The sequence below is a fragment of the Lysobacter auxotrophicus genome (assembly GCF_027924565.1).
GTDB lineage: Bacteria > Pseudomonadota > Gammaproteobacteria > Xanthomonadales > Xanthomonadaceae > Lysobacter_J > Lysobacter_J auxotrophicus.
In genome coordinates this window covers 1,196,521-1,223,063 of the sequence record NZ_AP027041.1, presented here as the reverse complement: position 1 = coordinate 1,223,063, position 26,543 = coordinate 1,196,521, and the positions used below count along the sequence as shown (strand labels likewise).

The following is a 26,543-nucleotide window of genomic DNA, read 5'->3' as shown; positions in this document are numbered from 1 at the left end:
CCGCCAGGGGTCTGTCCCAACTCCCTTATGCCTGCCGGCTGGAGCCCTTCGTGAGCCTCAAGAAACCCCAAGTCCTTGTCCTGTCCCTTGCCGTCGCCGCCGCGCTGACCGCGTGCGGGAAGAAGGACGAAGCCGCCGCCCCGGCGGCCGACGCCGCCAAGCCGGCCGACACGGCCGTCGCCTACAAGCTCGACGAGAGCAAGCTGCCGGGCGTGAACCGCTTCACCGTCGCTGACCTCGACACCTCCAAGAACGCGTGCGACGACTTCGGCGGTTACGTCAACGGCAAGTGGCTCGCCGCCAACGCGATCCCGGCCGACCGCACCTCGTGGGGCGCGTTCGAAATGCTCGACGAGCGCTCCACCGCCGTGCAGCGCCAGCTGGCCGAGCAGGCCGCCGCCGACACCAACGCCAAGGGCGTGGAGAAGATCGTCGGCGACTTCTGGGCCACCGGCATGGACGCGGCGAAGATCAACGAACAAGGCATCAAGCCGATCCAGGGCAAGCTCGACGCGATCGCCGCGCTCGACACCCCGGAGAAGATCGCCGACTACATCCGCACCACGGCGGCGAAGGGCGAGAACTACCTGTTCGGCTTCGGCGCCGAAGCGGACTTCAAGGACTCCAAGAACAACATCGCCTACGCCTCGCAGGGCGGCCTGGGCCTGCCGGACAAGGAGTACTACACCAAGGCCGAGAACAAGGAAAAGCTCGACGCCTACCAGGCGCACATCGCCAAGGTGCTCGAACTGTCGGGCGTTCCGGCCGCCGATGCCGCCAAGCAGGCGCAGGACGTGATCGCGTTCGAAACGCGCCTGGCCAAGGTCTCCAAGTCGAGCGAGGAACTCTCGCGCGACGTGTCGCTGTACTACCACCCGGTCAGCCTGGCCAACGCCGACAAGCTGGCGCCGAACTTCCCGTGGACGAAGTTCTTCGAGTCGCAGGGCGTCGCGGCGCCTGCGATGTTCTCGCTGTCGGTGCCGGAGTTCCACGCCGAGGTGAGCAAGATGCTGGGCGACGTGCCGGCGCAGCAGTGGCAGAGCTACCTGCGTTTCCACACGGTCGACAGCGCCTCGCCGTTCCTGTCGGACAACTTCGTGCAGGAAAACTTCAACTTCTACAACAAGACCCTGCGCGGCCAGTCCGAGCTGAAGGAGCGCGGCAAGCGCGTGCTCGACACGATCGAGAACGAAGCCGGCGAAGCGATGGGCCAGATGTACGTCAAGGTTGCCTTCCCGGCCGAGTCGAAGGCGCGCATGGAGGAGCTGGTGAAGAACCTCTCCGCTTCGCTGAAGACGCGCATCGAGAACCTCGCCTGGATGTCCGACGAGACCAAGAAGAAGGCTGAGGAGAAGTGGGCCGCCTTCACGCCGAAGATCGGTTACCCGGACAAGTGGCGCGACTGGTCCGGCCTTGAGACCAACCGCGACAGCTACATCGGCAACGTGCTGGCCGCCAACGAGTTCAACTACAAGTGGAACCTGGGCAAGATCGGCAAGCCGGTCGACCGCACCGAATGGGGCATGCCGCCGCAGATGGTGAACGCCTACTACAACCCGCTGCAGAACGAGATCGTCTTCCCGGCCGCCATCCTGCAGCCGCCGTTCTTCGATCCGAACGCCGACGACGCCACCAACTACGGCGGCATCGGCGCGGTGATCGGCCACGAAATGACGCACGGCTACGACGACCAGGGCAGCCGCTTCGGTGCCTCGGGCAACTTCGAGAACTGGTGGACCGACGCCGACGCGAAGGGCTTCACCGGCCGCACCGACAAGCTGGTGCAGCAGTTCAACGGCTATGAAGCCGCGAAGGGCGCGCACGTCAACGGCAAGCTGACGCTGGGCGAGAACATCGCCGACCTCGGCGGCCTGGCGACGGCCTACGACGCGATGAAGAAGGCGACCGAAGGCAAGGAAGATCCGAAGACCGACGGCCTGACCCGCGACCAGCGCTTCTTCCTCAACTGGGGCACCGTGTGGCGCCGCAACTTCAAGCCCGAAGAGCTGCAGGTCCGCCTGAAGACCGACCCGCACGCGCCGGCCAACTTCCGCGCGATCGGCGCGCCGTCGAACCTGCCGGCTTTCGCCGCCGCGTTCGAGTGCAAGCCGGGCCAGCCGATGGTGCGCGAAGGCGACAAGCAGGTCGTGATCTGGTAATCGCGAAGGCTACACCGTAAGACACGGCCGCACTCGTCGTCGGCCGCGCGAAGGCCCGGGTTCCCCGGGCCTTCTTTTTTTCTCAAGGCAACGCGGGCGCGTGAGCACGGGCGCTCACATCCCCGTTGCTAGACTCCGGCCACCCTGCCCTCCCCCCAGGTCCGGAGCCGCCATGAACCGTGCCGCCATGACCCTGCGTCCGCTCGCCTGCGCGCTGATCGCCTGCCTCATCGCCATGCCCCACGCCGACGCGCAGAAGAAGCGCGCCAAGCCCAAGGCCCCGGCCGCACCGACCGCCTGCACCGACTTCTACGCCAGCGCCAACGCCGACTGGCTGCGCAGCAATACGACGCCGCCCGCGTCGGGCTCGACCTCCGCGCTGGAACAGCTCACCGCGCGCTCGCGGCAGCAGCAGCTCGACCTGCTCGATGCCGCGTCGAAGTCGCCGCAGAACAACGTGCAGAAACTGCTCGGCGACTTCTGGGCCAGCGGCCTGGACGAAGCCGCGGTCGAGCGCGATGGTGCGCAGCCAATCGCGCCGCTGATCGCGCGCATCGACGCCATCAGGAACGCCAAGGACATCCCGCCGTCGATCGCCGCGCTGCACCAGGTGGGCATCCCGGTGGTGTTCAACTTCGGCGCCGACGTGGACCTGCAGGATCTGAACCGGCACATCGGCTATTTCGCGCAGGGCGGCCTCGGCCTGCCCGATCCGGCCTACTACACGCGCAACGACGCCGATACGCAGGCACTGATGGCCCGGTACCGGACCTACATCGAAAAGATCCTCGCGCTGACCGGCACGCCGGAAGCGCAGCTCAAGGCCGACGCGCAATCGGTGCTCGACCTGGAAACGCGTATCGCAACGGCATCGAAGTCGCTGCTGGATCTACGCGATCCGCGCGCGAACTTCGCGCCGGTCGACACGAAGACGCTGGCCAAGCAGTACAAGCGCCTGCAGCTGGGGGATTTCCTCAAAGCACAGGGCGTCAGCGACGATCGCGTGTCGATGGCGAATCCGCAGTTGTTCGCGCAGCTGGACAACCTCGTCGGCAGCCTCAAACCCGCGCAGTGGAAGGCGTACCTGCGCTGGCGCGTGGGCGACGCGATGGCGCCGTACCTGGCGAAATCCTTCCGCGACGCGGAGTTCGAATTCCGGGGCCGCGTGCTGCGCGGCCTCGCTGCGCCGCTGTCGCGCCCGCAGCAGGTGCTCGATGCGATCACGCTTGCCGCCGGCCCGATGGTCGGTCACGAATACGCGGCGCGGTACTATTCGCCGGCGACCGACAAGCGCGCCGAAGACATGGCGGCGCAGGTGCGCGACGCGCTGGCGCAGGCGCTGGAGCGCGACACGCGTTTCAGCGCGGCCGCGAAGGCCGAAGCGAAGGCGAAGCTCGACAAGCTGAAGATCGAAGTCGGCACGCCCAATCGCGACCTGGACTACACCGTGCAGCCGATGGGCCGTGGCAGTTTCGGCAGCAACATGCTGATCGCCTCGACGTGGCGCCATCGCGAGGAAATGAAGCGCATCGGCCGTGGCAATGCCGATCGTCGCTGGGACGTGTTGCCGCAGGATCCCTCACTCGCCTACGACATCACGCAGAACCGCCTGATCGTCACCGCGGCGATGCTGCAGCCGCCGGTGTTCGACACGACGAAGGACGCGGCGTGGCTGTACGGCTCGTACGGCGCGCTCGTCGGTCATGAGCTGAGCCATGGCTTCGACAATCGCGGCCGCTACGTGGATGCCAGGCAGGACCTGCGCGACTGGTGGACGCCGGCCGAAGCCAGCGCCTGGGATGCGTTGGGCAAGCGCGTCGCGTTGCAGTATTCCGGCTTCGACTTCCCCGACCTGAAAGGCGTGAAGGTCAACGGCGCACAGACGGCGGACGAGAACATCGCCGACATGGCGGGCGTCGAACTGGCATGGTCGGCGTTCCGCGCGGCCGACGCGTCGGCCGCCAAGCCGACGCAGCAGTCGTTCTACAAGGGCTGGGCGTCGCTGTGGCCGCAGCGCATGAGCGAGGACGTCGCACGCCAGCGCGCCGCAACGAGCGTGCATGCGCCGGGCCAGTGGCGCACGAACGGCCCGCTGCGCAACCAGGCTTCGTTCGGCGAAGCCAATGCCTGCAAGGCAGGGACGGCGATGCAATTGGCAGCGGATCAGCAGATCCGGCTGTTCCCGTAAGGCAGCGGATTTTGCGGTTGTCGCCCGGGTAAGCGAAGCGCACCCGGGTTGGACAGGCGGCAGTGTTCCCGGATGCGCCTCGCTTACCCGGGCTACAAAAGGAAAGCGTGGAGAGCCCTTGGATCCCCGCCTTCGCGGGGATGACGATCAGGGGCGCAATGACGGGCCTATGGCGATCGACAGCGCATCGATTGCGATCACCTCACCACACGCATGCGCGGCGGCCCACCCTTGCGCCGGAACGGCGGCTGCCCGCGCCAATAGCGGATCAGCAGCCAGCCGAACAGCATTCCGCCCAGGTGCGCGAAATGCGCGACGCCCGGCATCGTGTTCGTCACGCCCAGCAGCAGCTCGATCGCGCCGTAGACGATCACCAGCGTGCGCGCCTTCATCGGGATCGGCGGGATGAGCAGCATCACGCGCTGGTTCGGGAACAGCATCCCGTACGCGAGCAGCAGTCCGAAAATGCCGCCGGACGCACCGACGGTCGGATACGCCGCTTCGCCCTGCGACACCGTCCACATGCCGACCGCCAGCTGGCACAGCGCGGCGCCCACGATGCAGACCATGTAGTAGGTGAGGTAACGGCGATCGCCCCACACATGCTCCAGCGGCGCGCCGAACATCGCCAGCGCGAGCATGTTGAAGAGCAGATGGGCGAAGCCGCCGTGCATGAAACCGTAGGTGGCCAGCTGCCACGGCATGAAGCCGACGCCGTACAGGTCGGCATCGCTGTGCGGCGGCCACAGCATGAATTGCGCGAGTGCGACGTCACCGATGATCAGCTGCAGCACGAACACCAGTCCGTTCGCGATGAGCAGGGCCTTGGTGACGGGGGGAAGGTTGGAAAACATCACGGCTCCTTCGGGTGCACTACATGGTAGCCGCCGCGACGGCCGACTGCGTTCGCGCGCGATACACGCCGCGGGCGGCTTCGTCGATCAGCCGTTGGCGCCGCGCCGCCGGGCGTTGCCGGCGACGGGCTTCGCCGCGTTGCGGGCGGTCTTGGACGTCTTGACGGGCGCACTGCGACGCGGGCGCGTGGGCGGCGGCGCCGACATCGGCATGCCCCACATCTGCTCGTCCAGCGTCGCGGCGGCGCGCTGGCCCTTCACCTTGCCCGATTCCACACGCACGCCCTCGGCGCGCAGGCGCTGGCTCTGTTCGCGAAAGCCCCTGGAGCCTTCCGGAAACGCGATGCGGCCGTCCGAGCGCAGCACGCGATGCCACGGCAGCGCGGGATCCTCGTTCTGTCCGAGCAGCCGCGCGACGAGCCGCGCACGTCCCGGCAGGCCCGCGCGACGGGCGACTTCACCGTAGCCCGCGACCTCGCCCGCGGGGATCGCCAGGATCGCGGCGAGAATCCGTCCATGTGCGTCGTCGGCAGGCGCCTTGCTCATCGCGGTAGCATACCGGTCTCCCCCGGCAGGAGCCGCTCCGTGCGCAACTTCGATTCGATCCGCAGCCACCTCCAGGCCGCGAAATTCCGCCTGACCGACCACGACGTCGACGTGCTGTGCATCGAACTGTCGCTCGAACAGGGCACCCGCCACCAGGCGATCTTCCTGTCCGAACTGGACGACGACGACGGCCGCCCGTACCTGCGCGTCAGCACCGCGGTGGCGCCGATCACCGGCCTGGACGCGAAGCGTGCACTGATCTTCAACTGGCAGAGCCGCGTGGGGTATCTGGCGATCGGCGACCTCGACGGCGTGCCGCACCTGCAACTGTGCGAGAACCGTCCCTACGACGGCCTCGACGCGGCGGAAATCGATCGCCTCGTGCTGGAAATCGGCGGCCTCGGCGATCGCATGGAACGCATGCTGTCGGCCGGTGGCGATCTGTTCTGAGGCCGGATCCGGGAATCGGGAATCGGGAATCGAAAGATCGTGAAACAAAAGGCCCGCCGATTGGCGGGCCTTTTCGCTGCTTGTGATGGTTATCAGGAATCCCGGAAGGTCACGCCCAGCCGAAGAACCGGAACGCCTCGAAGAACGCATACGCGATGCCGGCAGCGGCCGGGATCGTGAGGATCCACGCCCAGATCATCTTTTCCACCACGGTCCACTTGATCGCGTTGAAGCGCTTGGCCGTGCCCACGCCCATGATGGCCGAGGAGATGTTGTGCGTGGTCGACACCGGGATGCCGAGCGACGAGGCGGCCATGATCACCGCCGCGGCGCTGGTTTCGGCGGCGAAACCGTTGATCGGATGCAGCTTCACCAGCTTGTGGCCGAGCGTCTTGATGATGCGCCAGCCGCCCGCGGCGGTGCCGGCGGCCATCACGATGGCGCAGGTGAGCTTGATCCACAGGTCGATGTCGTTGTTCTCCAGCGCGGCCTGCGAGGGATGCAGGAACGCCAGCCACGACGGCAGGTTGTCCAGCGTGCCCGCCGACTGCGCGCCGACCAGCGCCAGCGCGATGATGCCCATCGTCTTCTGCGCGTCGTTCATGCCGTGCGCGAAGCCCATGCCCGCGGCCGAGGCCAGCTGCGCCTTGCCGAAGAACGCATTGACCCAGCGCGGACGCGCCATGCGGCCCAGGATGCCGCCGCTGCGCGCCATGAAGGAGATGATCGCGAACAGCACGCCCATCACCAGGAAACCGGCGGCGAAGCCGAGCAGCGGCGAGGAGAACATCGGCACGACGACCTTCCACAGCACGCCGGCGCTCTTGTACCAGGGGTCCGCGGGCTGCGACCAGATCACCGAGTGGAAGTTGTTGCTGGCCGCGGCCACGGCCGCACCGCACAGTCCGCCGATCAGCGCGTGCGAGGACGAGGACGGCAGGCCCTTCCACCACGTGATCAGGTTCCACACGATCGCGCCGAGCAGCGCGCACAGGATCAGCTGCGAGGTGACTTCCACCACGCCGGTGTCGAGCAGGCCGGACGCGATCGTCTTGGCCACCGCGGTGCCCCACAGCGCGCCCAGCAGGTTGGTGCTCGCCGCCAGCATCACCGCCTGGATCGGCGACAGCACCTTGGTCGCCACGACGGTGGCGATGGAGTTGGCGGTGTCGTGGAAGCCGTTGATGTACTCGAAGGCAAGCGCCGCGAATACCACCACCAGAACGAGGGTCAGCATCGTTGCCCCCTTAGCTTGAGGGGGCGGACTCGCCGCGCAGCGGCGAGGCGGGGTTATGGGTAAGCGACTTGAGTGCATCGGCACCGCCGATGCACGCGCCGCCGAAGCCGGTGTGCGTGGAGCGTCGTGCGGTATGCATCAGGAGTTCTTCAACACGATTTCGTACGCGACCACGCCCGCTTCGCGGCAGCGGTCGATGGCCTTCTCCAGGATCTCGAAGAATTCCTTGAGCAGGAACATTTGCAGGTTGTCGAGCCGGCCGGAGTAGATGTCGCGGTACAGCTCGAGCATCAGGCGGTCGGCTTCGTTCTCGATGGAGCGCAACTGGTCGTTGAGCGCCTTCATCGGCTCGAGCTTCAGGTTGCGCAGCTCGTGCACCATCTTCACCACGACCGCCGAGGCCTGCTCCAGCATCGCCGCGCGCGGCGCGAAATCGATGTGCTCCAGGTGGCGCGTGGCGAGCGAGTAGCGGTCGGCGAACTTCTCGACCTGCTTGGGAATCTTGTACAGCGCCGAGGCCAGGGCTTCGATGTCCTCGCGTTCGATCGGGGTGATGAAGCTGTTGACCAGCTCGTGGCTGATCTTGTCGGACGCTTCGCGCTCGCGCTGGCGGGCCAGCTTGAAGGCGTCCAGCGCGGGCTGGCGATCGGCGGCCTTGAGCATGGCGTGGAGGGCGCGGGTGCTGTCGTGGGCGGCGACGGCGGCCTCTTCCAGCAGCGTATAGAACTGGTTGCCTTGGCCGAAGATCGTTTGCAGGGAGAACATGCGGAGGGGGCCTCGTGGTGCCGGAACGGCCGGCTCGGTGGGTCTGCGGGGCGAATTATGACGGTTTGGGGACATCGGCGCGCGCCCGTTGCCGGGTTGATTTCCGCCGTCCTGCTACCATCCAGACGCTTATCCCCCTTTTCACCCAGCCTCCACGCAATGGACGACGACCCAGAACGGCCGCCCACCCCCGCCTTCGCGCGCATCGCGCGCCCACACGGCCAGCGCCCTCACGGCGCCTGCACCCCAGCCTGCCAACATCCTGACGGACGGACCGCATGCTGGAACTGCTGATCGTCATTGCCCTGATCGTCCTCAACGCCTTCTTCGCGATGTCGGAGATGGCGCTGATGACCTCGCGCAAGATCAAACTCAAGCAGATGGCCGAAACCAGCCGCGGCGCGCAGGTCGCGTTCGAGCTGGCGGAGCATCCCGACAACCTGCTCTCGACCGTGCAGGTGGGCATCACCGGCATCGGCATCCTCACCGGCACCTTCGGCGGCGAGTCGATCGGCCTGGCGATCGCCAGCTGGTTCCAGGGCGTCTGGCCGGACGCGGCGCAGTACGCGCGCGCCATCGGCATCGGCACGGCGGTCACGCTGATCACGGCCGCCTCCGTCATCTTCGGCGAGCTGATCCCCAAGCGCCTGGCGCTCACCGCGTCCGAGCGCATCGCGTGCTCGGTCGCCATTCCGCTGTACTGGCTGTCGCGCATCGCGCGTCCCATCGTCGCCTCGCTGGGCGCGATCAACCGGCTGTTCCTTCGCCTGCTCGGCGTGAAGGACGACGCGCGCAACGCCATCAGCGAAGAGGAAATCCGCCTGCTGGTGAGCGAAGGCCACGAGCAGGGCGTGATCGACGCCGACGAGCGCAAGATGATGAACCGCGTGCTGGGCCTGGGCGATCGCACCGCCGAGAGCCTGATGACGCCGCGCACGCGCATCACGTGGCTCGATGCTTCGGTCGATTTCGCCGAGAACCTGGCGACGATGCGCGAGACGCCGTTCTCGCGCTATCCGGTGTATCGCGAGAACGACAGCGAGGTACTGGGCATCCTGGAGGTCAAATCGCTCCTGGATCGCCTCGACGAACGCGCCCCGGATCTGTTCAAGGAATTGCGCGAGCCGCTGTTCGTCTCCGAATCCACGCACGCGATGAAGCTGCTGGAGATCTTCCGCGAAGAACAGCAATCGCTCGCGCTGGTCGTCGACGAATACGGCGACGTTACCGGCATGGTCACCGTGGCCGACCTGATGGACGCCATCGTCGGACGCGTGCACGCCATCGGCGGCGTGCTCGGCGAGGCCGAGGACGACAGCCATGCGCCGGTGGTGGAGCGCGCCGACGGCTCGTTCCTGCTGGACGGCTCGCTGCCGGTGGAAGACCTGCGCGAACTCATCGGCGGCGGGCGCCTGCCCGACGAGGACGAGCACGATTTCCACACCGCCGCAGGCATGGTGATCGCGCACTTCGGTCGCATTCCCTACGTGGGCGAGCATTTCGACTGGGCGCAGTGGCGCATCGAAGTCGTCGACCTGGACGGCCCGCGCATCGACAAGCTGCTGCTCGCACGGAAGCCCGAACCCGAACCGGTGACGGATGACGCCTCCGGCTGACCACGACCGCCACGAGTACCGCGAGGCCGGCACGCGCGCCCTGCTCGACGTGTTCGCGGCGGGCGATCCGGACGAACAGCTGCGCATGGGCGATGTGCTGCACGGCCTGGGCGATCGCTCCTTCGGCATGCTGCTGTTCGTCTCGACCATCCCGGCGTTCATTCCGATCCCGGGCGTGGGCGGCGCGATCAGTGGACCGCTGGTGATCCTCATCGGCCTGCAGTTGCTGATCGGCCTGCGCCAGCCGTGGTTGCCGAAATTCCTCGCGCGCCGCGGGCCGCATCGCCATGCGATGGCGCGCTTCCGCGACCTGCTGGCGCCGTGGCTCACGCGTCTGGAGAAGGTCGTGAAGCCGCGCCTGCCGGTGCTGCTGGACCATCGCGTCGCCGACTTCTTCACCGGCGTGCTGTTGGTGTTGCTCGGCCTGCTGCTGTCGCTGCCGATCCCCTTCACCAATTACCTGTTCGGCGCGTTGCTGCTGCTGTTCGCGTTCGCACTGCTCGAACGCGACGGCTGGCTGATGGCGGTGGCGTGGGGCGCCGGCGTCATCGCGATCGGGGTGTTCGGCGTGCTGTCCGGCAGCCTGGCGACTGCCGCCGCGGGCTGGATCGACATGCTGTTCTAGCTGCTGCGATCCGCGAAAACTGAACGAAAGATGCGCTGCGGCCTGCTAAAGGGCCGCGCCCACAGGCCGATAGTGGCCATGCGGGGAATGGAGGTCCTGCGTCCCTTAGGCCTCCAGAAATCCCATGACTTCCCCACGTTCGACCAGCCTGCAAACCAAACTGCTGGGCGCGCTCGCGCTCGGCCTCACCGTCATCCTCTTCTGCGCGCTCGGCGGTCTCGCCTCCGCGTGGCTCAATCTGTCCACCGAAGTCCCGCCCCAGGTCCAGCAGGCCACCGACGCCGAGCGCGTCGGCCGTGAATTCCGCGCGCAAGTGCAGGAGTGGAAGAACGTGCTGATCCGCGGCAACGATGCGGCGATGCGCGAGAAGCACCTGACCGCGTTCAAGGACAACGGCGCGCAGGTGCACGACCTCACGCTGCGCCTCGCGGACGGCCTGGCCGATCCCGGCGCAGCGAAGATCGCGCGCGACTTCGCGGCGCAACACCAGACCCTGCAGGCGCGCTATCTCGCCGCACTGACGACCTTCGCCGATTCGGGCTACGACACGCGCGTCGGCGACGCCGCGGTGCACGGCATGGACCGCGAACCCACGCGCACGCTGGAAACGCTGATCGACCGCACCAAGGTGCTGGCCGACGCCGCCGTGCAGAAGAACTCGCAGGATTCGCGCCGCAGCCTCGTCATCGCCGCCGCGCTGACCGTGTTCGCAGCGCTCGCGCTGATCACCGTCATCGGCTGGTGGGTGCGCCGCGCGATCGTGCGTCCGATCGTGGACGTCGCGCGCGCCGCGCAGTCGGTCTCGCGAGGCGAGCTCGATGCGCGCCTCGCGGTGACCACGCGCGACGAGATCGGCACCCTCGCCCGCGCCATGCTCGAGGTCACCGCGACGCTCACCGCCGTCTCCGATGCGCAGGCCGACATGGCCGCGCGCCACGACGCCGGCCAGATGGGTTTCCGCATGGACGCTTCGCGCTTCCCCGGCGCGTTCGGCCGCATGGTCGAGGACACCAACGCGCTCGTCGCCACGCAGGTGGCGCTGATCGAACGCATGCTCGGCGTGATGCAGCGCTACGCCGTGGGCGACCTGTCGGTCGACATGGAGGAACTGCCAGGCGAGAAAGCGTCCATCACGCAGGCGATGGCCGCATCCAAGCGCAACCTCGGCGCCATCAACGCCGAGATCCGCCGCCTCGTCGCGTGCGCGGCGCAGGGCGATTTCGCCACGCGCGGCGATGAAGCGGCGTTCCAGCACGATTTCCGCGAGATGGTGGGCGGCCTCAACCGCCTGATGTCCGGCACCAACCACAACCTGCAGCAGGTCTCCTCGCTGCTGCGCGCCATTGCCGACGGCGACCTCACCGCACGCATGGAGGGCGAGCACCGTGGCGTGTTCGCGACCATGCGTGACGACGCGAACGCGACCGTGGCGCAGCTGGTGGAGATCGTCGGTGGCATCGCCGCGGCGACGCGCGCGATCAACGGCGCCGCGGCGGAGATTTCCGCCGGCAACAACGACCTCGCGCAGCGCACCGAACAGCAGGCGGCGAGCCTGGAGGAAACCGCGGCGTCGATGGAGGAACTGACCACCACCGTGCGGCAGAACGCGCAGACCGCACGCGAAGCGAGCCAGCAGGCTGCCGACGCGGCCGACGTGGCGCGCGATGGCGGCCGTGTGGTCGGCGACGTCGTCGCGACGATGGAAGGGATCGAGAAGTCGTCGCGTCGCATCGCCGAGATCATCGGCGTGATCGACGGCATCGCCTTCCAGACCAACATCCTCGCGCTCAATGCGGCGGTGGAAGCGGCACGCGCAGGCGAACAGGGCCGTGGTTTCGCGGTGGTGGCCGGCGAAGTGCGCGCGCTCGCGCAGCGTTCGGCGGGCGCGGCGAAGGAGATCAAGGGCCTGATCGACGACTCGGTGACGCAGGTCGCCAGCGGTTCGCAGCTCGTCTCGCAGGCCGGCGGCACGATGCAACGCATCGTCGATTCGGTGCAGCGCGTGACCGGCCTGATGGCGGAAATCGCCGCCGCTTCGCAGGAACAGGCCACCGGCATCGAGCAGGTCAGCCGCACCGTCGTGCACATGGACGAAGCGACGCAGCAGAACGCAGCGTTGGTCGAGGAAGCTTCGGCCACGGCCAAGTCGATGGTCGACCAGGCGGCGCAGCTCGGCAACGCCGTGTCGGTCTTCCGCACGCAGGGTACGACGAAGGCGTTCGCCGCGGCGGCGTGAGTCGGCGGGATCGCAGCCAAAGAAAAGGCCCCGCAATGCGGGGCCTTTTCGCATCACAGTCCGTTGCGTATCAGGCGAACGGATCCTGCAGCACCATCGTCGCGTCGCGATCCGGACCGGTGCTCACGATGGCGATCGGGCAGCCGGCCAGTTCCTCCAGCGCACGCAGGTACGCGCGGGCCGCCGGCGGCAGCTTGTCCCACTCGGTGATGCCGTGCGTGCTCTCTTCCCAGCCCGGGAATTCCAGGTACACCGGCGTGCATTCTTCCCAGCCGGCCGCGTCGAGCGGCGCGTACTCGGTGCGCTTGCCGCGGTATTCGTACGCGATGCAGATCTTCAGCTTCTCCATGCCGTCGAGCACGTCGAGCTTGGTGATGCACAGGCCGGTGATGCCGTTGACGGCCACCGCGCGGCGCAGCGCGACGATGTCCATCCAGCCGCAGCGACGCGGGCGACCGGTCGTGGCGCCGTACTCCTGGCCGCGATCGCGCAGGCCCTGGCCGATCTCATCGTCCAGCTCGGTCGGGAACGGACCGCCGCCGACGCGCGTGGCGTAGGCCTTGGCGATGCCGAGCACGTAGTCGATCGCATCCGCGCCCACGCCCGTGCCGGCATACGCGCCGCCGACGGTCGTGTTGGACGAGGTGACGTACGGGTACGTGCCGTGGTCGATGTCGAGCAGCGAACCCTGCGCGCCTTCGAACAGCACCTTGCGGCCCTGCTTGCGCAGCTCGTGCAGGATGCCGGCGACGTCGGACTTCATCGGCTCGACGTATTCGCCGAACGCGAGCGCCTCATCGAGCGTCTGCTGGAAATCCACCGCTTCCACGCCCAGGTACTTGGTGAGCACGAAGTTGTGGTAGTCCATCGTGGTGCGCAGCTTTTCGGCGAGCTGCTGCGGGTAATGCAGGTCGGCCACGCGGATGCCGCGACGCGCGACCTTGTCCTCGTACGCCGGGCCGATGCCGCGGCCGGTGGTGCCGATGGCCTTGCCGCCGGCGGCCTTCTCGCGGGCCTGATCCAGCGCGATGTGGTACGGCATGATCAGCGGCGTCGCCGGGCTGATCTTCAGGCGCGAACGCACGTCCACGCCGTTGGCTTCCAGCTCGGCGATCTCCTTCTTCAGCGCCGCCGGCGACAGCACGACGCCGTTGCCGATCAGGCACAGCGCGCCTTCGCGCAGGATGCCGGAGGGAATCAGGTGGAGGACGGTCTTCTTGCCGCCGATGACCAGCGTGTGGCCGGCATTGTGGCCGCCCTGGAAACGCACCACCGCCCCGATGTCCTGCGTGAGCAGATCGACGATCTTGCCCTTGCCTTCATCGCCCCACTGGGCACCGAGAACGACGACTGACTGACCCATTTCGAAGCTCCTGACTCCATTGCTTGGATGGCCGCGCGGCCGGGCCGCCTGCGGCCGCCCGGCTTCGGCGCCCCGCAAACAGCAAGAAAGCCGGCGGGGCGCTGGGCCCCGTCCGGCTTTTGTGCATTATCCGGGTTTTGGGTGGGTGGGACCACCCCGGCACGACGATCGGCACGCGGTTCCGCGCCGAAGCGGCCTTCACACCGGCGAACCGACCGATTCGATCAGGTCCGCGCGTGAAGGCCAGCGGCGTTGGCGGCGTTACGCGGCGTCAGACCGCCCGAACGAGCCACAACGACAACAGCCCGAGCCCGACCACGATCGCACCGACCACGCGCAGGTGACGGTCCGGCAGTGCATGGAGCTGCTCGGCGGCCCGCTTCCAGCCGCGCGGCGCGACGAATAGGAACAGCCCCTCCAGCACCGCTACCAGGCACAGGGCCGAGATGAGCTCTAACACGCGGCCCCGGACATGACGATCAGCGCTCCGAACGCAGGTACTGCAGGAACGGATCGTCCTTGCTCAGCACGATCACGCCGTCGCCGTTGGCGAAGGACTTGCGGTACGCATCCAGGCTGCGCTGGAACGCGAAGAAGCCCGGATCCTTGTTGGCCGCCTGCGCGTACAGGCGCGTGGCTTCGGCATCGCCCTCGCCGCGCAGCTTCTGCGCGTCGCGTTCGGCCTCGGCGACGATCACCTGCTTGTCGCGATCGGCCTTCGCGCGGATCGCCTGCGCCTGCTCCAGGCCTTCGGCGCGCAGCTGGCTGGCAACCTGCAGGCGCTGGCTGCGCATCTGGTTGTAGACCGAGCCGACGACGTTGCTGTCCTGCGGCAGGTCGATGCGCTTGATGCGGATGTCGACGATCTTCACGCCCAGCGTCTCGGCGCCGCGGTTGATCGCCGCGAGCTGCCCGCCGATGGTCGCCGCGCGATCGCCCGACACCACCTGCTGCAGCGTGCGCGAGTTGATCTCGTTGCGCAGCGAATCGCGGATGATCGGCGCCAGTCGCGCGACGGCCGTGGTTTCGTCGCCGCCGGTCGCACGGTAGAAGGCGCGCATGTCGTTGATGCGACCCAGCGCGAAGAAGTCGACGCTCACGTTCTGCTTGTCGTAGGTGAGGTAGCGCTCGGGTTCGGCGTCGAGCACCTGCAGGCGGCGGTCGAACACGCGCGCCGATTCGACCAGCGGCCACTTGAAATGCAGGCCGGGGCCGATGTCGGTGCGCACGACGCGGCCCAGGTTCAGCACCATGGCGCTGTGGCCTTCGCTGACGACGAACACCGAGCCGAGCAGCGCGAACAGCGCCGCGACGACGAGGGCGATCCACAGGGAGAATTTCATCGCGTCACCTCCTCGCGACCGGAAGGCCGGGCCGAGCGTGCGGGTCGGGCCGAGTCGGCCGGTTCGGTGCTGGTGGTCGGCGCCAGCAGGTCGGGCGTGAGCAGCGGCGAGTTCGGCGCGGGCGTCGGCGCGCGGCGTTCGCCCATCGGCACGTAGATCACGTTGCGACCATCGCCGCCGACGATGGTGCGGTTGTCGGACAGGACGTCCTGCACCGTGTCCAGCCACAGACGCTTGCGGGTGACGTCGGGCGCGGCCTTGTACTGCTCGACCATCTGCGAGAAACGCGAGGCGTCGCCTTCGGCGCGGGCGATCGAGGCCGTCTTGTAGCCCTCCGCCGCCGCGCGCACCTGCGCCGCCTGGCCGCGCGCTTCGGGCACGACCTGCTTGGCGTAGGCCTGCGCCTGGTTGATCTGCGTGGTCTTGTCGGACGCGGCGCGCTGCACCTCGTCGAACGCGTCCTTCACTTCATCCGGCGGACGCGCGTTGGGGAGGTTGAGCTCGGTCACGACCAGGCCCGTGCGGTACGCGCGCAGCGATGCCTGCAGGCGCTCGGTCACGGTAGTGGTGAGTTCGGCGCGGGCGTTGAGCACGGTGTCCAGGTCCGAACGGCCGACCTGTTCGCGCACGGCGCTCTGCGCGGCTTCCTTCAGCACGCGGTCGGCGTCGCGCGAACCGAACAGGTACATCTGCGGATCGCCGATGTGGTACTGCACGTTGATCTCGACGTTCACCATGTTCGCGTCGCGGGTGAACACCGGCACCGTGTCGCTGTAGGCGTTGCTCTGCGTGGCGTTGACCTTGGTCACGCGCTCGATCGGCCAGGGCAGCTTGAAGTGCGGCCCGGGCTGCAGCACGCGCGAGAACTGGCCAAAGCGCAGCACGACGCCGCGCTCCTGCTCGGTCACCAGGACGAAGCAGTTGAAGACCAGCCACAGCGCGAACACGATCCCGACCCAGCGCAGGATGCTCCCGCCGCCACCAGCGCCGCCTCCGAACAGCCCGCGCAGCGGATCGATCAGCGCGTCCAGGCCGCGGCCGCCGGGCCGGCGGCGGGGATTTCGTCCGTTCGGACCGCCGGAATTGTCACTGCCAGGGGTGTTCCAGGCCATGCCTGCTCCAAGGAGGGGATTGCCGCCGCATTCAGCCGCGCGGGCGTGCGTCGATTCTAGGTGGGGGTGCGATGTGCCTCAAGCAAGGCGCGCGGGCGCGCCGCGAACCCGCTCAGGCCGCATCCTCGTCGTCCTGCTCGGGCAAAAGCGGCCGCAGCGCTTCGCCGTGGGCCTGGACGAACAGGCGCTGCGCATCGGCCAGCGGCAGGTCGACGCGGATGCGCCAGCCGTGCTCGTCGTGCTCCTCACCCCGCACGGCGCCCAGGTCGTGCAGGCGCGCGCGCAGTTTCGCGGCCTGCGGCGGCAACCGCACCTCGCCCACCACGTGCCGCAGCTCCAGCGCTTCGGCCAGCGCCTGCCGCAGCAGGTCCAGCCCCACGCCATCGCGCGCGGACAACCAGACGCGGACGCGCCCTTCGGCCGGGCGGTCGATGCGCGGCGCGACGGTTTCGCCGTCCTCGCCTAGCCGGTCGATCTTGTTGAACACCAGCACCTGCGGCAGTTCGCCGGCGCCGATGTCCTTGAGCACTTCGTCCACCTGCGCGATGCGTTCGTCGCGCAGCGGATCGGCGGCGTCGACCACGTGCAGCAGCAGGTCGGCTTCGCGCGCCTCCGACAGGGTCGAGCGGAACGCGGCGACGAGTTCGTGCGGCAGGTCGCGCACGAAACCGACCGTATCGGCCAGCACGACGCCACCGCCGGAGAGTTCGATGCGGCGCACCGTCGGGTCCAGCGTCGCGAACAACTGATCGGCGGCGTAGGCGTCCGCGCCGGTCATCGCGTTGAACAGCGTCGACTTGCCGGCGTTCGTGTAGCCGACCAGCGCCACCCGCGGCAGCTCGCTGCGCACGCGCGCGCGGCGCATCTGCGTGCGCTGCACTTCAACTTTCTCGAGGCGTCGCTGCAGTTGCTCCAGCCGCTTCTGAAGCAGGCGGCGGTCGGTTTCCAGCTGCGTTTCGCCGGGGCCGCGCAGGCCGATCGAACCGCCGCGCTGGCGCTCCAGGTGGGTCCAGCCGCGCACCAGTCGCGTGGCCATGTGCTTGAGCTGGGCGAGTTCGACCTGGAGCTTGCCGTCGTGGCTGTGGGCGCGCTGGGCGAAGATGTCGAGGATCAGGCCGGTGCGGTCGACCACGCGGCGCTGCAGCGCACGCTCGAGGTTGCGCTCCTGGCCGGGCGAGAGCGGATGGTTCACCAGGATGAGGTCGGCGCCGGTCGCGTCGGCGGCCGCCTTCACTTCTTCCAGCTTGCCGCTGCCGATGAGCATCGCGGCGTTGGGACGGTCGATGCGTGCGGTGAGCACCGCGGCGACCGTGGCGCCCGCGGAACGGGCGAGATCGGCGAACTCCTCCAGCAGTCCCTCGTCCGGCGGTCCGCCGGCATGGGGTTGGATCAGGAGGGCGTGCTCGCCTTTGCGGGATCGTTCGAACAAACGGAGGTCAACCTGTACCGGGACAGGAAGACAAGATGGGCACCGACCCGCGGCCGCACAAGGGCCGCAGGTCATCGCGCCGCCGGCCGGTCAGGATCGCCGGCCGCCGTTGCGGGTTATTCGGTTTCCTCGGTGTCCTCGCCGCCGGATTCGGACGACTGGACGTAGCCGCCGCCCGGTCCCACGCGCACGTTGCGCGCCGGCACGACGGTGGAGATGGCGTGCTTGTAGACCATCTGGCTGACGGTGTTGCGCAGCAGCACGACGAACTGGTCGAAGGACTCGATGGTGCCCTGCAGCTTGATGCCGTTGACCAGGTAGACCGAAACCGGCACTCGTTCGCGACGAAGCGCGTTCAGGAAAGGATCCTGCAAAGACTGTCCCTTGGACATGCGTTGTTCCCCAACTCGTTCTAGTTATCAGTGGTGTTGCAGCCGCACGGCAGCCGAGCCGCGATCGCCGGCCCGTCCCCACAGCGGCGACGGCCCGATGGTAGCGCAAACCCGCGGCCATGCACGCGCACCGGATTCAACCCGTCGCGGGCTCCCCGGCCGCTCCCATGAAGCCCGTCCGCACCGCCTCCAGGGCCTCGCGCTGCCGTAGCGGATCGAACCACATCGCGTCGAGTTCGCCGCGCAGCCAGGTGAGCTGGCGCTTGGCGAGCTGCCGGGTCGCCTGGATGCCGCGGTCGCGGAACTGGGCCGGCGTGGTCGCGCCATCCAGATGCTCCCAGGCCTGGCGATAACCGACCGCGCGCAAGGCCGGAAGGTCGAGCGGCGCCGGGTGCGCGCGCAGCTCCGGCATGGCCCGCAGCGCGCGCACTTCGTCGAGGAAATCCGCTTGCAGCATGAGGTCGAAGCGGCGGGCGATCCGCTCGTGCAGTTCGGCGCGGTCCGCCGGCGCGAGCACCAGCTTCAGGACCCGTACCGGCAGGCGGGGCGGCCGCGGCTCGCGGCGCCAATCGCTGATCGTGCGGCCCGACAACCGGAACACCTCCAGCGCCCGCTGGATGCGCTGGGCGTCGGTGGCGTGGATGCGCGCGGCGGCCTCGGGATCGATCGCGGTCAGCTCGGCGTGCAGCGCCACCCAGCCGCGGTCGTCCGCTTCGGCTTCCAGCTGGGCTCGCGTCGCCGCGTCCGCCTCCGGCATCGGCGAAAGACCGTGCAGCAGCGCGTGGAAGTACAGGCCGGTGCCGCCCGCCAGGATCGGCAGCCGTCCGCGACGCACGATGTCCTCCACCGCGCGCCGCGCGTCCAGCGCGAACTCCGCCGCCGAATACGGCTGCCACGGTTCGCGCAGGTCGATCAGGTGGTGCGGCACCCGGGCCTGTTCGTCGGGCGTCGGCTTGGCCGAGCCGATATCGAGGCGCCGGTACACCAGCGCGGAATCGACGCTGACGATCTCGCCGCCGAAGCGCTCCGCCCAGTCGAGCGCGAGCGCCGTCTTGCCCGAGGCGGTCGGGCCCATCAGGGCAATCGCGATGGGGCGCGTGTCGGCGGGCATGTCGGAGGCGACGGGTCGAGGGCGTAGCCTCGCACAGGGCGGCGTCGGGGAAAACGCCGCCACCCGCGCTTTCCACACAAGGTGTGGAGAACCGCTGGGGCAAAGCTGTTGATAAGACAGTCCAGCCCAGGCGCGGCAAGGTTCTTCGGGTGTTTGGCGAAATTTTGGCCAGCTCGCCACGGCTATCCACACAGCCTGTGGACAAGCCTGCGGACAGCGATGTGGGCATCCGCCGCAGACATCGCAGCCACGGGGCCGCGCGCAATTCTGGCTAAAAAATCACCACACGTTCTGCTTGACGAACACGGCACTTTCGGCATCGACCACGATGCGTGCGAACACGCTACCCGGCACGGTAATGCCGGCTATCCACACCGCCTGTGGACAAGCCTTGGGACATCGATGTGGAGACCACGCTGCACCCCTTGCAGCGCAAGCATTGCAAGAGGTTTGGCGAAAAATTGATCGCGAAAAACGTTTGACTTGCGAGGCGAATTCGGCATCGCGCTGCAGTGCCCACGCATGCGCCGACGACGGCTATCCACATCGCTTGTGGACAAGCCTTGGGACATCGGTGTGGAGACCACGCTGCATGCCTTGCGCCGCAAGCGTTGCCGAAGTTTGGCTAAAAATTGACCAGAGAAATCGTTTGACGTCGGGGTCGTTTTCGGCATCGCATCGCACGGTATCCACACCTGCTGTGGACAAGCATGCGGACAGCGATGTGCGTATCGCACTGCGCGCCTTGCCCCGCAAGGCGCGTAGCATGTTCGGTCAAAAAATCGCCAACCGGCGAATCACTCGTCGTCCGGCCACTTCGGCATCGACGGCGTGCTCTTCGCGCGGGGCATCGCCTGCGCGGCTACCGCGCTCCAGACCTTCAACGCGTCCACGGTCGCCGCGACGTCATGCACGCGCAGCAACTTCGCGCCGCGCTGTGCCGCGATGAGGTGCGCTGCAACCGAACCCATCGCGCGTTCGCGGGGATCGTCGCGCCCGGTGAGTTCGCCGATCGTGCGCTTGCGCGACAGGCCGGCGAGCACCGGAACGCCGAGCTCGGCAAGACGCTCCAGCTGCGCGAGCAAGGCGAGGTTGTGCTGCGTGTTCTTCCCGAAACCGAATCCCGGATCGACGACGATCTTCTTCTTCGCGATGCCGGCCATTTCGGCGGCGAAGATGCGCTCGGCGAGGAAGCGATGCACGTCGGCGACGACATCGTCGTACTGCGGTGCGTCCTGCATCGAACGCGGCTCGCCCTGCATGTGCATCAGCACGACCGGCACGCCGAGTCCGGCCGCGGCATCGAGCGCGCCTTCGCGTCGCAACGCGTAGACGTCGTTGATGATGCCGGCGCCGGCCTGCACGGCGGCGCGCATCACCTCGGGCTTGGACGTGTCGATGCTGATCGGCAGCGTCGTCTGCTTCGCGAGTCGTTCGATGACGGGAATCGTGCGACGCAGTTCTTCCTCGACCGGCACCTCTGCCGCGCCGGGACGCGTGGACTCGCCGCCGATATCGAGCACGTCGGCGCCCTCCTCCGCGAGCTTCATGCCGTGAGCCACGGCGGCGTCCAGCGTGTCGTGCGCGCCGCCATCGGAGAACGAATCCGGCGTGACGTTGACGATGCCCATCACGCGCGGGCGATCAAGCGCGAGCGGGCGGCCGTTGCAGTCGAGGATGGGCGTGGTGTCGAACATGGCGGACCGTGATCGCAGGGGAAAGCGCGATCTTACGGGCTGACAGCACGCGGGCGTCATTGCGTCGTTGCCGGTGTAGCCCGGGCAAGCCAAGCGCACCCGGGCGATACGGCGCGCGATCCCGGCAGTGGCTTCGCCTTACCTGCACTACCAACGCAGCGTCGCCGAACCGCGAAACGAAAGAGCCGGCCCAAGGCCGGCTCTTCGATGCTGTTTCGCGCTGCGCGACCGGTCAGGTCTGCGCCGCGGGACCGCCGATGGTGCCCGGACGTTCGCCGTCGTCCTTCGGCGTCTTGCCCGACTTGGACCAATCGGCCGGCGGGCCCGGCTTGCGGCCGGCCATGATGTCGTCGATCTGGTGCGCGTCGATGGTCTCGTACTGCAGCAGCGCGTCGGCCATCACGTGCAGCTTGTCGAGGTTGTCCTTGAGGATCTGCGTGGTGCGGCCGTAGGCCTTGTCGAGGATGTCGCGCACGACCTCGTCGATCTTGCGCGCGGTCTCGTTCGACACGTTCTTGTGCTGCGTGACCGAGCGACCCAGGAACACCTCGTCCTCTTCCTCGCCGAAGGTGATCGGACCCAGCTCCGACAGGCCCCACTTGGTGACCATGTTGCGGGCCATCTTGGTCGCGCGCTCGATGTCGTTGGACGCACCGGTGGTGACCTTGTCGGCGCCGAAGATCAGTTCCTCGGCGACGCGACCGCCGTACAGCGAGCACAGCTGCGATTCGATCGCGACGCGGTTGAGCGAGTACTTGTCGCCCTCCGGCAGGTACATGGTCACGCCCAGCGCGCGGCCGCGCGGGATGATCGTGACCTTGTAGACCGGGTCGTGCTCCGGAACGATGCGACCGACGATGGCGTGACCGGCCTCGTGATAGGCGGTGTTGCGCTTCTCGTCCTCGCTCATCGCCATCGAACGGCGTTCGGCGCCCATCAGGATCTTGTCGCGCGCACGGTCGAAGTGCTCCATGCGCACGTCCTTGGCGTTCTCGCGTGCGGCGAACAGCGCGGCCTCGTTGCAGAGGTTCGCCAGGTCCGCGCCGGAGAAGCCCGGCGTACCGCGCGCGATCGTCATCGGATCGACGTCGTCGTGCAGCGGCAGCTTGCGCATGTGCACGCGCAGGATCTGCTCGCGGCCCTTCACGTCCGGCAGGCCCACCACGACCTGGCGGTCGAAGCGGCCCGGACGCAGCAGCGCCGGGTCGAGCACGTCGGGGCGGTTGGTCGCGGCGATGACGATCACGCCTTCGCCGCCTTCGAAGCCGTCCATCTCGACCAGCAGCTGGTTCAGCGTCTGCTCGCGTTCGTCGTGTCCGCCGCCGAGGCCCGCGCCGCGATGACGGCCGACCGCGTCGATTTCGTCGATGAAGATGATGCAGGGCGCGTGCTTCTTGGCCTGGTCGAACATGTCGCGCACGCGGCTGGCGCCGACGCCCACGAACATCTCGACGAAGTCCGAACCCGAAATGCTGAAGAACGGCACCTTCGCCTCGCCGGCGATCGCGCGGGCGAGCAGCGTCTTGCCGGTGCCCGGCGGGCCGACCATGAGCACGCCACGCGGGATCTTGCCGCCCAGCTTCTGGAACTTGGAGGGATCGCGCAGGAACTCGACCAGTTCGCCGACTTCTTCCTTCGCCTCGTCGCAGCCGGCGACGTCGGCCAGCGTGACCTTGACCTGGTCCTCGCCCTGCAGCTTGGCGCGCGACCGGCCGAAGCTCATCGCGCCCTTGCTGCCGCCCTGCTGCATCTGGCGCATGAAATACACCCAGATGCCGATGAACAGCAGCCAGGGCAGCACGTTGATGATGATGTACAGGATCGACGGGCCGCTCTGCGGCGGCTGCTGGTCGATCGCGACCCGATGGTTGATCAGGTCATTGATGAGGTCCTTGTCGTCCTTGGGCTTGTAGGTCGTGAACTTCGAGCCATCGCTACGCACACCGGTGATGGTGGCGCCGTCGTCGGCGATCTTCACTTCCTTCACCTTGTCCTGCTGGACCTGGTGGACGAACTGGTCGTACTGGAGTGCCTCCGCCGTCCCCGTGCGCGGCCCGAATGCCTGGAAGACCACCATCAACACGACGGCGACGATCACCCAGAGCAGCAGATTCTTGGCCAAATCGTTCATTCAGTTCCTACCTGGCGCCTGCGGCGCATTGCAGCGGGGGCGGCGCGCTCCATCCGGGGGCGTCGCCGTACAACTAGCTTTTCGAACCTTACTTCATTACCGCGCGCTTGCCCTGTGCCAGCGCGTAGACCTCAGGCGACCGCTTGCGCGAGGCCTCCGGCTTGCGGATCACGACCCGGTCGTAGCGTCGGCGCAGTTCCTTGACGTACTCGTCGAAACCGACCCCCTGGAACAACTTGATCAGGAAGTTGCCGCCGGTACGCAGGTGCTTGTCGGCGAAGTCCATCGCCAGCTCCGACAGGTACATCGCCCGGGGCATGTCGACCGCGTCCACGCCACTCTTATTGGGGGCCATGTCGGACAGGACAAGGTCCACCGGCTGTCCGTTCAGGGCGCCCACCAGCTGGGATAGGACCGCATCCTCCCTGAAATCGCCATGAAGGAATTCGACCCCGGCGAGCGAGGGCATCTCGAGGATGTCCAGGGCGATGACGCGGCCCGGGCGGGCGGCATCGAGCCGGTCGAGCTCCTGCCGCACCCACTGGGACCAGCCGCCGGGGGCGGCGCCCAGGTCGACCACCACCATGCCGGGCTTGAGCAGCCGGTCGCGTTCGACCAGCTCCTCCAGCTTGTAGGCCGCGCGCGAGCGCAGGCCTTCGGCCTTGGCCTTCTTCACGAAGGGGTCGGAAAAGTGTTCCTTGAGCCAGCGCTGGCTGGACTTGCTGCGGCTCGCCATCGGCGCGGCGTCGGGGTGAGCGTGGGGGTGGTCATGATACCCTGCGCGCCCCCCAGAGGTTTTCCGACTCCCGATGCAGACCGTCCTGACCGCCGCCCAGACCCGCTTCCTGCGGGGCCAGGCCCACGATCTCAAGGCGATGCTGCAGGTGGGCGGCAAGGGGATCACCGACCCGCTGGTGGCCGAGATCGACCTGGCGCTGGAACACCATGAGCTCATCAAGGTGAAGGTCGGCGCCGAGGACCGCGACGCCCGCGACGCGATGATCGACGAGATCGCCCAGCGCACCGGCGCGGCCCTGGTGCAGCGCATCGGCCACACGGCCGTGCTGTACCGCCCGAGCAAGGAACGGCGCCACATCGTCCTGCCGCGGGCCTGATCGCGGGTTCCGATCCGGATCCGGGATCGTTAACGCAGGACTGCCGCGACGCTCGCAACGTCCCTGCGATCCTCTTAAGTCCGCCCCCGAGATCCCGGCATCGTCCATGCAGCTCAACCTCGAACACCCCGATCACGAGTTCCTCCTGCGCGGCGCCGACGGCGAGTCCGTGCGGGTGAACGAGCGCACCCTGACGAACAGTTTCGTGCTCTCGCCCGACCGCCTCGTGGAAGGCTGGCCGGTCGTCGAGGTAAAGGCGATGACGCCGGACGACCTGGACGCCGTCCTCGCGATGGAACCGGAAGTGATCCTGCTCGGCAGCGGCGCCACGCAGGCGTTCCCGCCGGCGGCGGTGCTCGCGCATTGCCTGCGGCGCGGCGTCGGCATCGAAACCATGACCAACGCGGCCGCCGCGCGCACGTTCAACGTGCTGGCCAGCGAAGGACGCCGCGTCGTCGCCGCGTTCGTGCTACCCCGACAGCCCGGCTAACGCGACGCGTCGTCGCCCACCAAGGGCAGCCGCACCCACACGCCGTAGTGATCCGACGCCCAGCGTCCGCGGGCATCGGGCGTGTCGAGGATGCGCCGCGCGTCCGGCGTGCCGAAGTTCGCGGAGCCGTAAATGCGATCGATCCGCGCCGGTGGATTGAAGCGCGGGTTGAGCGTGGCATGCGCGAGGGTTTCGACGTCGGTCCCGGGATGTGCAGCCGCATAGGCATCGACAAAACGCGCGCGCAGCGGCGCGAGTTCGGGCGCGTCCGCCGCGACGTTGAAATCGCCGCCGATCACGACCGGCGCGTTGCCACGCGTGGCATCGACGAACGCGAGCAGATCCGCGATCTGACGCGCGCGCGTCGCTCCGCTGCGGTCCTCGAAATCCAGGTGCACGACGTACAGGTTCACCTCGCGGCCGCGCACGCTCGTGCGCACCCAGCCGGCGATGCGATAGGCGTTTACAGGGTCCAGGCGACGGAACCCGCGCTTCGTGGCCGGTTCGCGCGTGAGGATGGCATTGCCGTAACGGCGGGCGCGATCGGTCGGATCGACCGACACGAAGTACGCGTGATAGCCCAGACGCTGCGCGAGCGTCTCCGCCTGATTCGGCAGGCCGTCGCGTTGCAGCACTTCCTGCAACACGATCGCATCGGGCGAAAGGCGGCGCAGTTCGGCTTCGATCATCGCCTGGCGATGCGGCCAGTCTTCGCGATCGTGCCAGAGGTTGAGGGTGACGATCTCCAGCGCCGATGCGTCGTCGCGCGCGTTCGTCGATGCGCAGCCGGCGAGCAACGCCAGCATCGCCGCGAGCCACCACCGTCCCATGCGTCGCACCAAAACCGCGCGGTGAACGCGGCGTCCGCAAGGCGCGGACGCGAGGCTCATCGCTTGGGCAGGTAGATCAGCGGATCGACCGGCTTGCCGTTGTAGCGGACTTCGAAATGCAGCATTTCGCGCGGCGCGCCGCTGCGGCCCATCTCGGCGATCTGCTGGCCCGAACGCACGACCTGCCCTTCGTTGACTAGGCGGTTGCGGTTGTGGCCGTACGCGGACAACCACTGTTCGTTGTGCTTGATGATGATCAGTTCGCCATAGCCGACCAGGCCCGAACCGGAATACACGACGACGCCATCGGCGGCGGCGCGCACCGGCGCACCGCTGGCGCCCGCGATGTCCACGCCCTGCTTCGTCGGTTCGCCCGCGACGTAGCGGCCGATGAGTTCACCGTCGGCCGGCCACTTCCACTTGATGTCGCTCGCTGCGGGCGCGGCCGGCTTCGGCGCGGGCGCGGCTGCGGGCGGTGTGGTTGCCGCCGGCTTGGTGGTCGTGGTCGGCGGACGCGTCGCGACCGTGCTGCCGCCCTTGCCCGCCGGATACAGGCGCAGCTTCTGGCCGGGGTAGATCGTGTACGGCGGATCAATGCCGTTCCATGCCGCCAGGTCCTGCTGGCGCACGCCGTTGCGTGAGGCGATCGAGAACAGCGTGTCGCCGCGACGCACGGTGGTGGTCACGCCGGGGCGCGGCTTGGACGGCGGCTGCGACGACGCACCCGGTTCGCGATAGACCTTGGTCGTCCAGCAGCCGCCGAGCAGCACGGTGATCGCCACGATCGCGCCAACGGCCGCGGATCGCGCAACGGAAATCCGTGCGATGTCAGATCGCGATGTTCCGGTCATGCG

The 26,543-nt window shown here is 68.0% G+C and carries 24 protein-coding genes and 1 pseudogene; 8 read left to right on the top strand and 17 right to left on the bottom strand.

The features are described 5' to 3' along the window. Positions 1 to 50 precede the first annotated feature (50 nt). Both LA521A_RS05575 and LA521A_RS05570 read left to right on the top strand, forming a co-directional pair. Entirely contained in the window at positions 51 to 2,159 is a 2,109-nt protein-coding gene (locus tag LA521A_RS05575; RefSeq protein WP_281781338.1) for a M13 family metallopeptidase, read from the top strand. 172 nt (positions 2,160 to 2,331) lie between these two features. Beyond that, the gene (locus LA521A_RS05570) at positions 2,332 to 4,347 is read left to right on the top strand and encodes a M13 family metallopeptidase (protein ID WP_281781337.1); all 2,016 of its coding nucleotides are present in this window, start codon (positions 2,332 to 2,334) and stop codon (positions 4,345 to 4,347) included. Positions 4,348 to 4,544: 197 nt separating this feature from the next. Here LA521A_RS05570 and LA521A_RS05565 read toward each other — a convergent pair whose 3' ends face one another. Both LA521A_RS05565 and LA521A_RS05560 read right to left on the bottom strand, forming a co-directional pair. Next, positions 4,545 to 5,201 carry a rhomboid family intramembrane serine protease gene (locus LA521A_RS05565; protein ID WP_281781336.1) on the bottom strand — a complete coding sequence of 219 codons (657 nt, stop codon included), beginning with the start codon at positions 5,199 to 5,201 and terminating at the stop codon, positions 4,545 to 4,547. A 213-nt stretch (positions 5,202 to 5,414) separates the two neighbouring features. Next, positions 5,415 to 5,747 (bottom strand): annotated as a pseudogene (locus tag LA521A_RS05560) (MGMT family protein); the annotation flags it as partial. Positions 5,748 to 5,786: 39 nt separating this feature from the next. Here LA521A_RS05560 and LA521A_RS05555 point away from each other — a divergent pair. After that, positions 5,787 to 6,197, top strand: coding sequence for a hypothetical protein (locus tag LA521A_RS05555; protein WP_281781335.1), 411 nt, complete (start codon positions 5,787 to 5,789; stop codon positions 6,195 to 6,197). Between the two features lie 109 nt (positions 6,198 to 6,306). Here the strand turns inward: LA521A_RS05555 and LA521A_RS05550 are convergent, their stop codons facing one another. From LA521A_RS05550 to LA521A_RS05540, 3 genes are read right to left on the bottom strand one after another with little or no spacing between them, the layout of a single operon-like run. After that, on the bottom strand, positions 6,307 to 7,434 hold the full coding sequence (locus LA521A_RS05550; RefSeq protein WP_281781334.1) for an inorganic phosphate transporter: 1,128 nt from the start codon (positions 7,432 to 7,434) through the stop codon (positions 6,307 to 6,309). Positions 7,435 to 7,444: 10 nt separating this feature from the next. Further along, positions 7,445 to 7,573 carry a hypothetical protein gene (locus tag LA521A_RS05545; RefSeq protein WP_281781333.1) on the bottom strand — a complete coding sequence of 43 codons (129 nt, stop codon included), beginning with the start codon at positions 7,571 to 7,573 and terminating at the stop codon, positions 7,445 to 7,447. After that, positions 7,573 to 8,199 (bottom strand): DUF47 domain-containing protein, encoded by a 627-nt coding sequence (locus tag LA521A_RS05540; protein WP_281781332.1) that lies wholly within the window; start codon positions 8,197 to 8,199, stop codon positions 7,573 to 7,575. Before LA521A_RS05540 ends, LA521A_RS05545 begins: the two co-directional genes overlap by 1 nt. A gap of 278 nt (positions 8,200 to 8,477) precedes the next feature. On the opposite strand from LA521A_RS05540, the gene LA521A_RS05535 reads away from it, so the two are divergent. The 3 genes from LA521A_RS05535 to LA521A_RS05525 all read left to right on the top strand — a co-directional run bounded on the left by LA521A_RS05535 (position 8,478) and on the right by LA521A_RS05525 (position 12,676). Continuing rightward, positions 8,478 to 9,815: a hemolysin family protein gene (locus LA521A_RS05535; RefSeq protein ID WP_281781331.1), complete on the top strand. Its 1,338-nt coding sequence runs from the start codon at positions 8,478 to 8,480 to the stop codon at positions 9,813 to 9,815. Beyond that, positions 9,799 to 10,440 carry an exopolysaccharide biosynthesis protein gene (locus LA521A_RS05530; protein WP_281781330.1) on the top strand — a complete coding sequence of 214 codons (642 nt, stop codon included), beginning with the start codon at positions 9,799 to 9,801 and terminating at the stop codon, positions 10,438 to 10,440. Before LA521A_RS05535 ends, LA521A_RS05530 begins: the two co-directional genes overlap by 17 nt. A gap of 124 nt (positions 10,441 to 10,564) precedes the next feature. Then, on the top strand, positions 10,565 to 12,676 hold the full coding sequence (locus LA521A_RS05525; protein WP_281781329.1) for a methyl-accepting chemotaxis protein: 2,112 nt from the start codon (positions 10,565 to 10,567) through the stop codon (positions 12,674 to 12,676). Between the two features lie 70 nt (positions 12,677 to 12,746). Here LA521A_RS05525 and LA521A_RS05520 read toward each other — a convergent pair whose 3' ends face one another. The 10 genes from LA521A_RS05520 to rlmE all read right to left on the bottom strand — a co-directional run bounded on the left by LA521A_RS05520 (position 12,747) and on the right by rlmE (position 23,990). Next, positions 12,747 to 14,039: an adenylosuccinate synthase gene (locus LA521A_RS05520; RefSeq protein ID WP_281781328.1), complete on the bottom strand. Its 1,293-nt coding sequence runs from the start codon at positions 14,037 to 14,039 to the stop codon at positions 12,747 to 12,749. Positions 14,040 to 14,310: 271 nt separating this feature from the next. Further along, a complete protein-coding gene (locus tag LA521A_RS05515; protein ID WP_281781327.1) occupies positions 14,311 to 14,499 on the bottom strand; it encodes a DUF2065 domain-containing protein in 189 nt (62 codons plus the stop codon). Positions 14,500 to 14,518: 19 nt separating this feature from the next. Beyond that, the gene (hflC, locus tag LA521A_RS05510) at positions 14,519 to 15,382 is read right to left on the bottom strand and encodes a protease modulator HflC (protein WP_281781326.1); all 864 of its coding nucleotides are present in this window, start codon (positions 15,380 to 15,382) and stop codon (positions 14,519 to 14,521) included. Beyond that, the gene (gene hflK, locus LA521A_RS05505) at positions 15,379 to 16,494 is read right to left on the bottom strand and encodes an FtsH protease activity modulator HflK (protein WP_281781325.1); all 1,116 of its coding nucleotides are present in this window, start codon (positions 16,492 to 16,494) and stop codon (positions 15,379 to 15,381) included. Before hflK ends, hflC begins: the two co-directional genes overlap by 4 nt. Positions 16,495 to 16,606: 112 nt before the next feature. Continuing rightward, a complete protein-coding gene (gene hflX, locus LA521A_RS05500) occupies positions 16,607 to 17,923 on the bottom strand; it encodes a ribosome rescue GTPase HflX (RefSeq protein WP_281781324.1) in 1,317 nt (438 codons plus the stop codon). Between the two features lie 116 nt (positions 17,924 to 18,039). After that, positions 18,040 to 18,315 carry an RNA chaperone Hfq gene (gene hfq / locus LA521A_RS05495; protein ID WP_281781323.1) on the bottom strand — a complete coding sequence of 92 codons (276 nt, stop codon included), beginning with the start codon at positions 18,313 to 18,315 and terminating at the stop codon, positions 18,040 to 18,042. A 136-nt stretch (positions 18,316 to 18,451) separates the two neighbouring features. Then, positions 18,452 to 19,426: a tRNA (adenosine(37)-N6)-dimethylallyltransferase MiaA gene (gene miaA / locus LA521A_RS05490; protein WP_281781322.1), complete on the bottom strand. Its 975-nt coding sequence runs from the start codon at positions 19,424 to 19,426 to the stop codon at positions 18,452 to 18,454. A gap of 797 nt (positions 19,427 to 20,223) precedes the next feature. Further along, on the bottom strand, positions 20,224 to 21,123 hold the full coding sequence (folP, locus tag LA521A_RS05485; protein WP_281781321.1) for a dihydropteroate synthase: 900 nt from the start codon (positions 21,121 to 21,123) through the stop codon (positions 20,224 to 20,226). A gap of 232 nt (positions 21,124 to 21,355) precedes the next feature. After that, the gene (ftsH, locus tag LA521A_RS05480; RefSeq protein ID WP_281781320.1) at positions 21,356 to 23,254 is read right to left on the bottom strand and encodes an ATP-dependent zinc metalloprotease FtsH; all 1,899 of its coding nucleotides are present in this window, start codon (positions 23,252 to 23,254) and stop codon (positions 21,356 to 21,358) included. Between the two features lie 88 nt (positions 23,255 to 23,342). After that, positions 23,343 to 23,990, bottom strand: coding sequence for a 23S rRNA (uridine(2552)-2'-O)-methyltransferase RlmE (rlmE, locus tag LA521A_RS05475; RefSeq protein ID WP_281781319.1), 648 nt, complete (start codon positions 23,988 to 23,990; stop codon positions 23,343 to 23,345). A gap of 73 nt (positions 23,991 to 24,063) precedes the next feature. Here rlmE and yhbY point away from each other — a divergent pair, with 73 nt between their 5' ends. Together yhbY and LA521A_RS05465 are read left to right on the top strand one after the other, a co-directional pair. Then, complete coding sequence (yhbY, locus tag LA521A_RS05470; protein WP_281781318.1) at positions 24,064 to 24,369, top strand: ribosome assembly RNA-binding protein YhbY; 306 nt, start codon at positions 24,064 to 24,066, stop codon at positions 24,367 to 24,369. 106 nt (positions 24,370 to 24,475) lie between these two features. After that, the gene (locus LA521A_RS05465) at positions 24,476 to 24,859 is read left to right on the top strand and encodes an Mth938-like domain-containing protein (protein WP_281781317.1); all 384 of its coding nucleotides are present in this window, start codon (positions 24,476 to 24,478) and stop codon (positions 24,857 to 24,859) included. Here the strand turns inward: LA521A_RS05465 and LA521A_RS05460 are convergent. Together LA521A_RS05460 and LA521A_RS05455 are read right to left on the bottom strand one after the other, a co-directional pair. Further along, on the bottom strand, positions 24,856 to 25,689 hold the full coding sequence (locus LA521A_RS05460) for an endonuclease/exonuclease/phosphatase family protein (RefSeq protein ID WP_281781316.1): 834 nt from the start codon (positions 25,687 to 25,689) through the stop codon (positions 24,856 to 24,858). The two genes, LA521A_RS05465 and LA521A_RS05460, sit on opposite strands and share 4 nt — an antisense overlap. A 56-nt stretch (positions 25,690 to 25,745) precedes the next feature. Beyond that, a complete protein-coding gene (locus LA521A_RS05455) occupies positions 25,746 to 26,540 on the bottom strand; it encodes a peptidoglycan DD-metalloendopeptidase family protein (RefSeq protein ID WP_281781315.1) in 795 nt (264 codons plus the stop codon). Positions 26,541 to 26,543: the final 3 nt, after the last annotated feature.

Bases quoted from the DNA above. Each gene is read 5' to 3' on its own strand.
- hflC (WP_281781326.1), bottom strand. From the start codon at position 15,382: ATGAAATTCTCCCTGTGGATCGCCCTCGTCGTCGCGGCGCTGTTCGCG.
- LA521A_RS05455 (WP_281781315.1), bottom strand. From the start codon at position 26,540: ATGACCGGAACATCGCGATCTGACATCGCACGGATTTCCGTTGCGCGA.
- LA521A_RS05545 (WP_281781333.1), bottom strand. From the start codon at position 7,573: ATGCATACCGCACGACGCTCCACGCACACCGGCTTCGGCGGCGCGTGC.
- yhbY (WP_281781318.1), top strand. From the start codon at position 24,064: ATGCAGACCGTCCTGACCGCCGCCCAGACCCGCTTCCTGCGGGGCCAG.
- LA521A_RS05535 (WP_281781331.1), top strand. From the start codon at position 8,478: ATGCTGGAACTGCTGATCGTCATTGCCCTGATCGTCCTCAACGCCTTC.
- hfq (WP_281781323.1), bottom strand. From the start codon at position 18,315: ATGTCCAAGGGACAGTCTTTGCAGGATCCTTTCCTGAACGCGCTTCGT.
- LA521A_RS05570 (WP_281781337.1), top strand. From the start codon at position 2,332: ATGAACCGTGCCGCCATGACCCTGCGTCCGCTCGCCTGCGCGCTGATC.
- ftsH (WP_281781320.1), bottom strand. From the start codon at position 23,254: ATGAACGATTTGGCCAAGAATCTGCTGCTCTGGGTGATCGTCGCCGTC.
- LA521A_RS05520 (WP_281781328.1), bottom strand. From the start codon at position 14,039: ATGGGTCAGTCAGTCGTCGTTCTCGGTGCCCAGTGGGGCGATGAAGGC.
- LA521A_RS05565 (WP_281781336.1), bottom strand. From the start codon at position 5,201: ATGTTTTCCAACCTTCCCCCCGTCACCAAGGCCCTGCTCATCGCGAAC.
- LA521A_RS05525 (WP_281781329.1), top strand. From the start codon at position 10,565: ATGACTTCCCCACGTTCGACCAGCCTGCAAACCAAACTGCTGGGCGCG.
- LA521A_RS05460 (WP_281781316.1), bottom strand. From the start codon at position 25,689: ATGGGACGGTGGTGGCTCGCGGCGATGCTGGCGTTGCTCGCCGGCTGC.
- folP (WP_281781321.1), bottom strand. From the start codon at position 21,123: ATGTTCGACACCACGCCCATCCTCGACTGCAACGGCCGCCCGCTCGCG.
- LA521A_RS05540 (WP_281781332.1), bottom strand. From the start codon at position 8,199: ATGTTCTCCCTGCAAACGATCTTCGGCCAAGGCAACCAGTTCTATACG.
- miaA (WP_281781322.1), bottom strand. From the start codon at position 19,426: ATGCCCGCCGACACGCGCCCCATCGCGATTGCCCTGATGGGCCCGACC.
- rlmE (WP_281781319.1), bottom strand. From the start codon at position 23,990: ATGGCGAGCCGCAGCAAGTCCAGCCAGCGCTGGCTCAAGGAACACTTT.
- LA521A_RS05550 (WP_281781334.1), bottom strand. From the start codon at position 7,434: ATGCTGACCCTCGTTCTGGTGGTGGTATTCGCGGCGCTTGCCTTCGAG.
- LA521A_RS05465 (WP_281781317.1), top strand. From the start codon at position 24,476: ATGCAGCTCAACCTCGAACACCCCGATCACGAGTTCCTCCTGCGCGGC.
- hflK (WP_281781325.1), bottom strand. From the start codon at position 16,494: ATGGCCTGGAACACCCCTGGCAGTGACAATTCCGGCGGTCCGAACGGA.
- LA521A_RS05530 (WP_281781330.1), top strand. From the start codon at position 9,799: ATGACGCCTCCGGCTGACCACGACCGCCACGAGTACCGCGAGGCCGGC.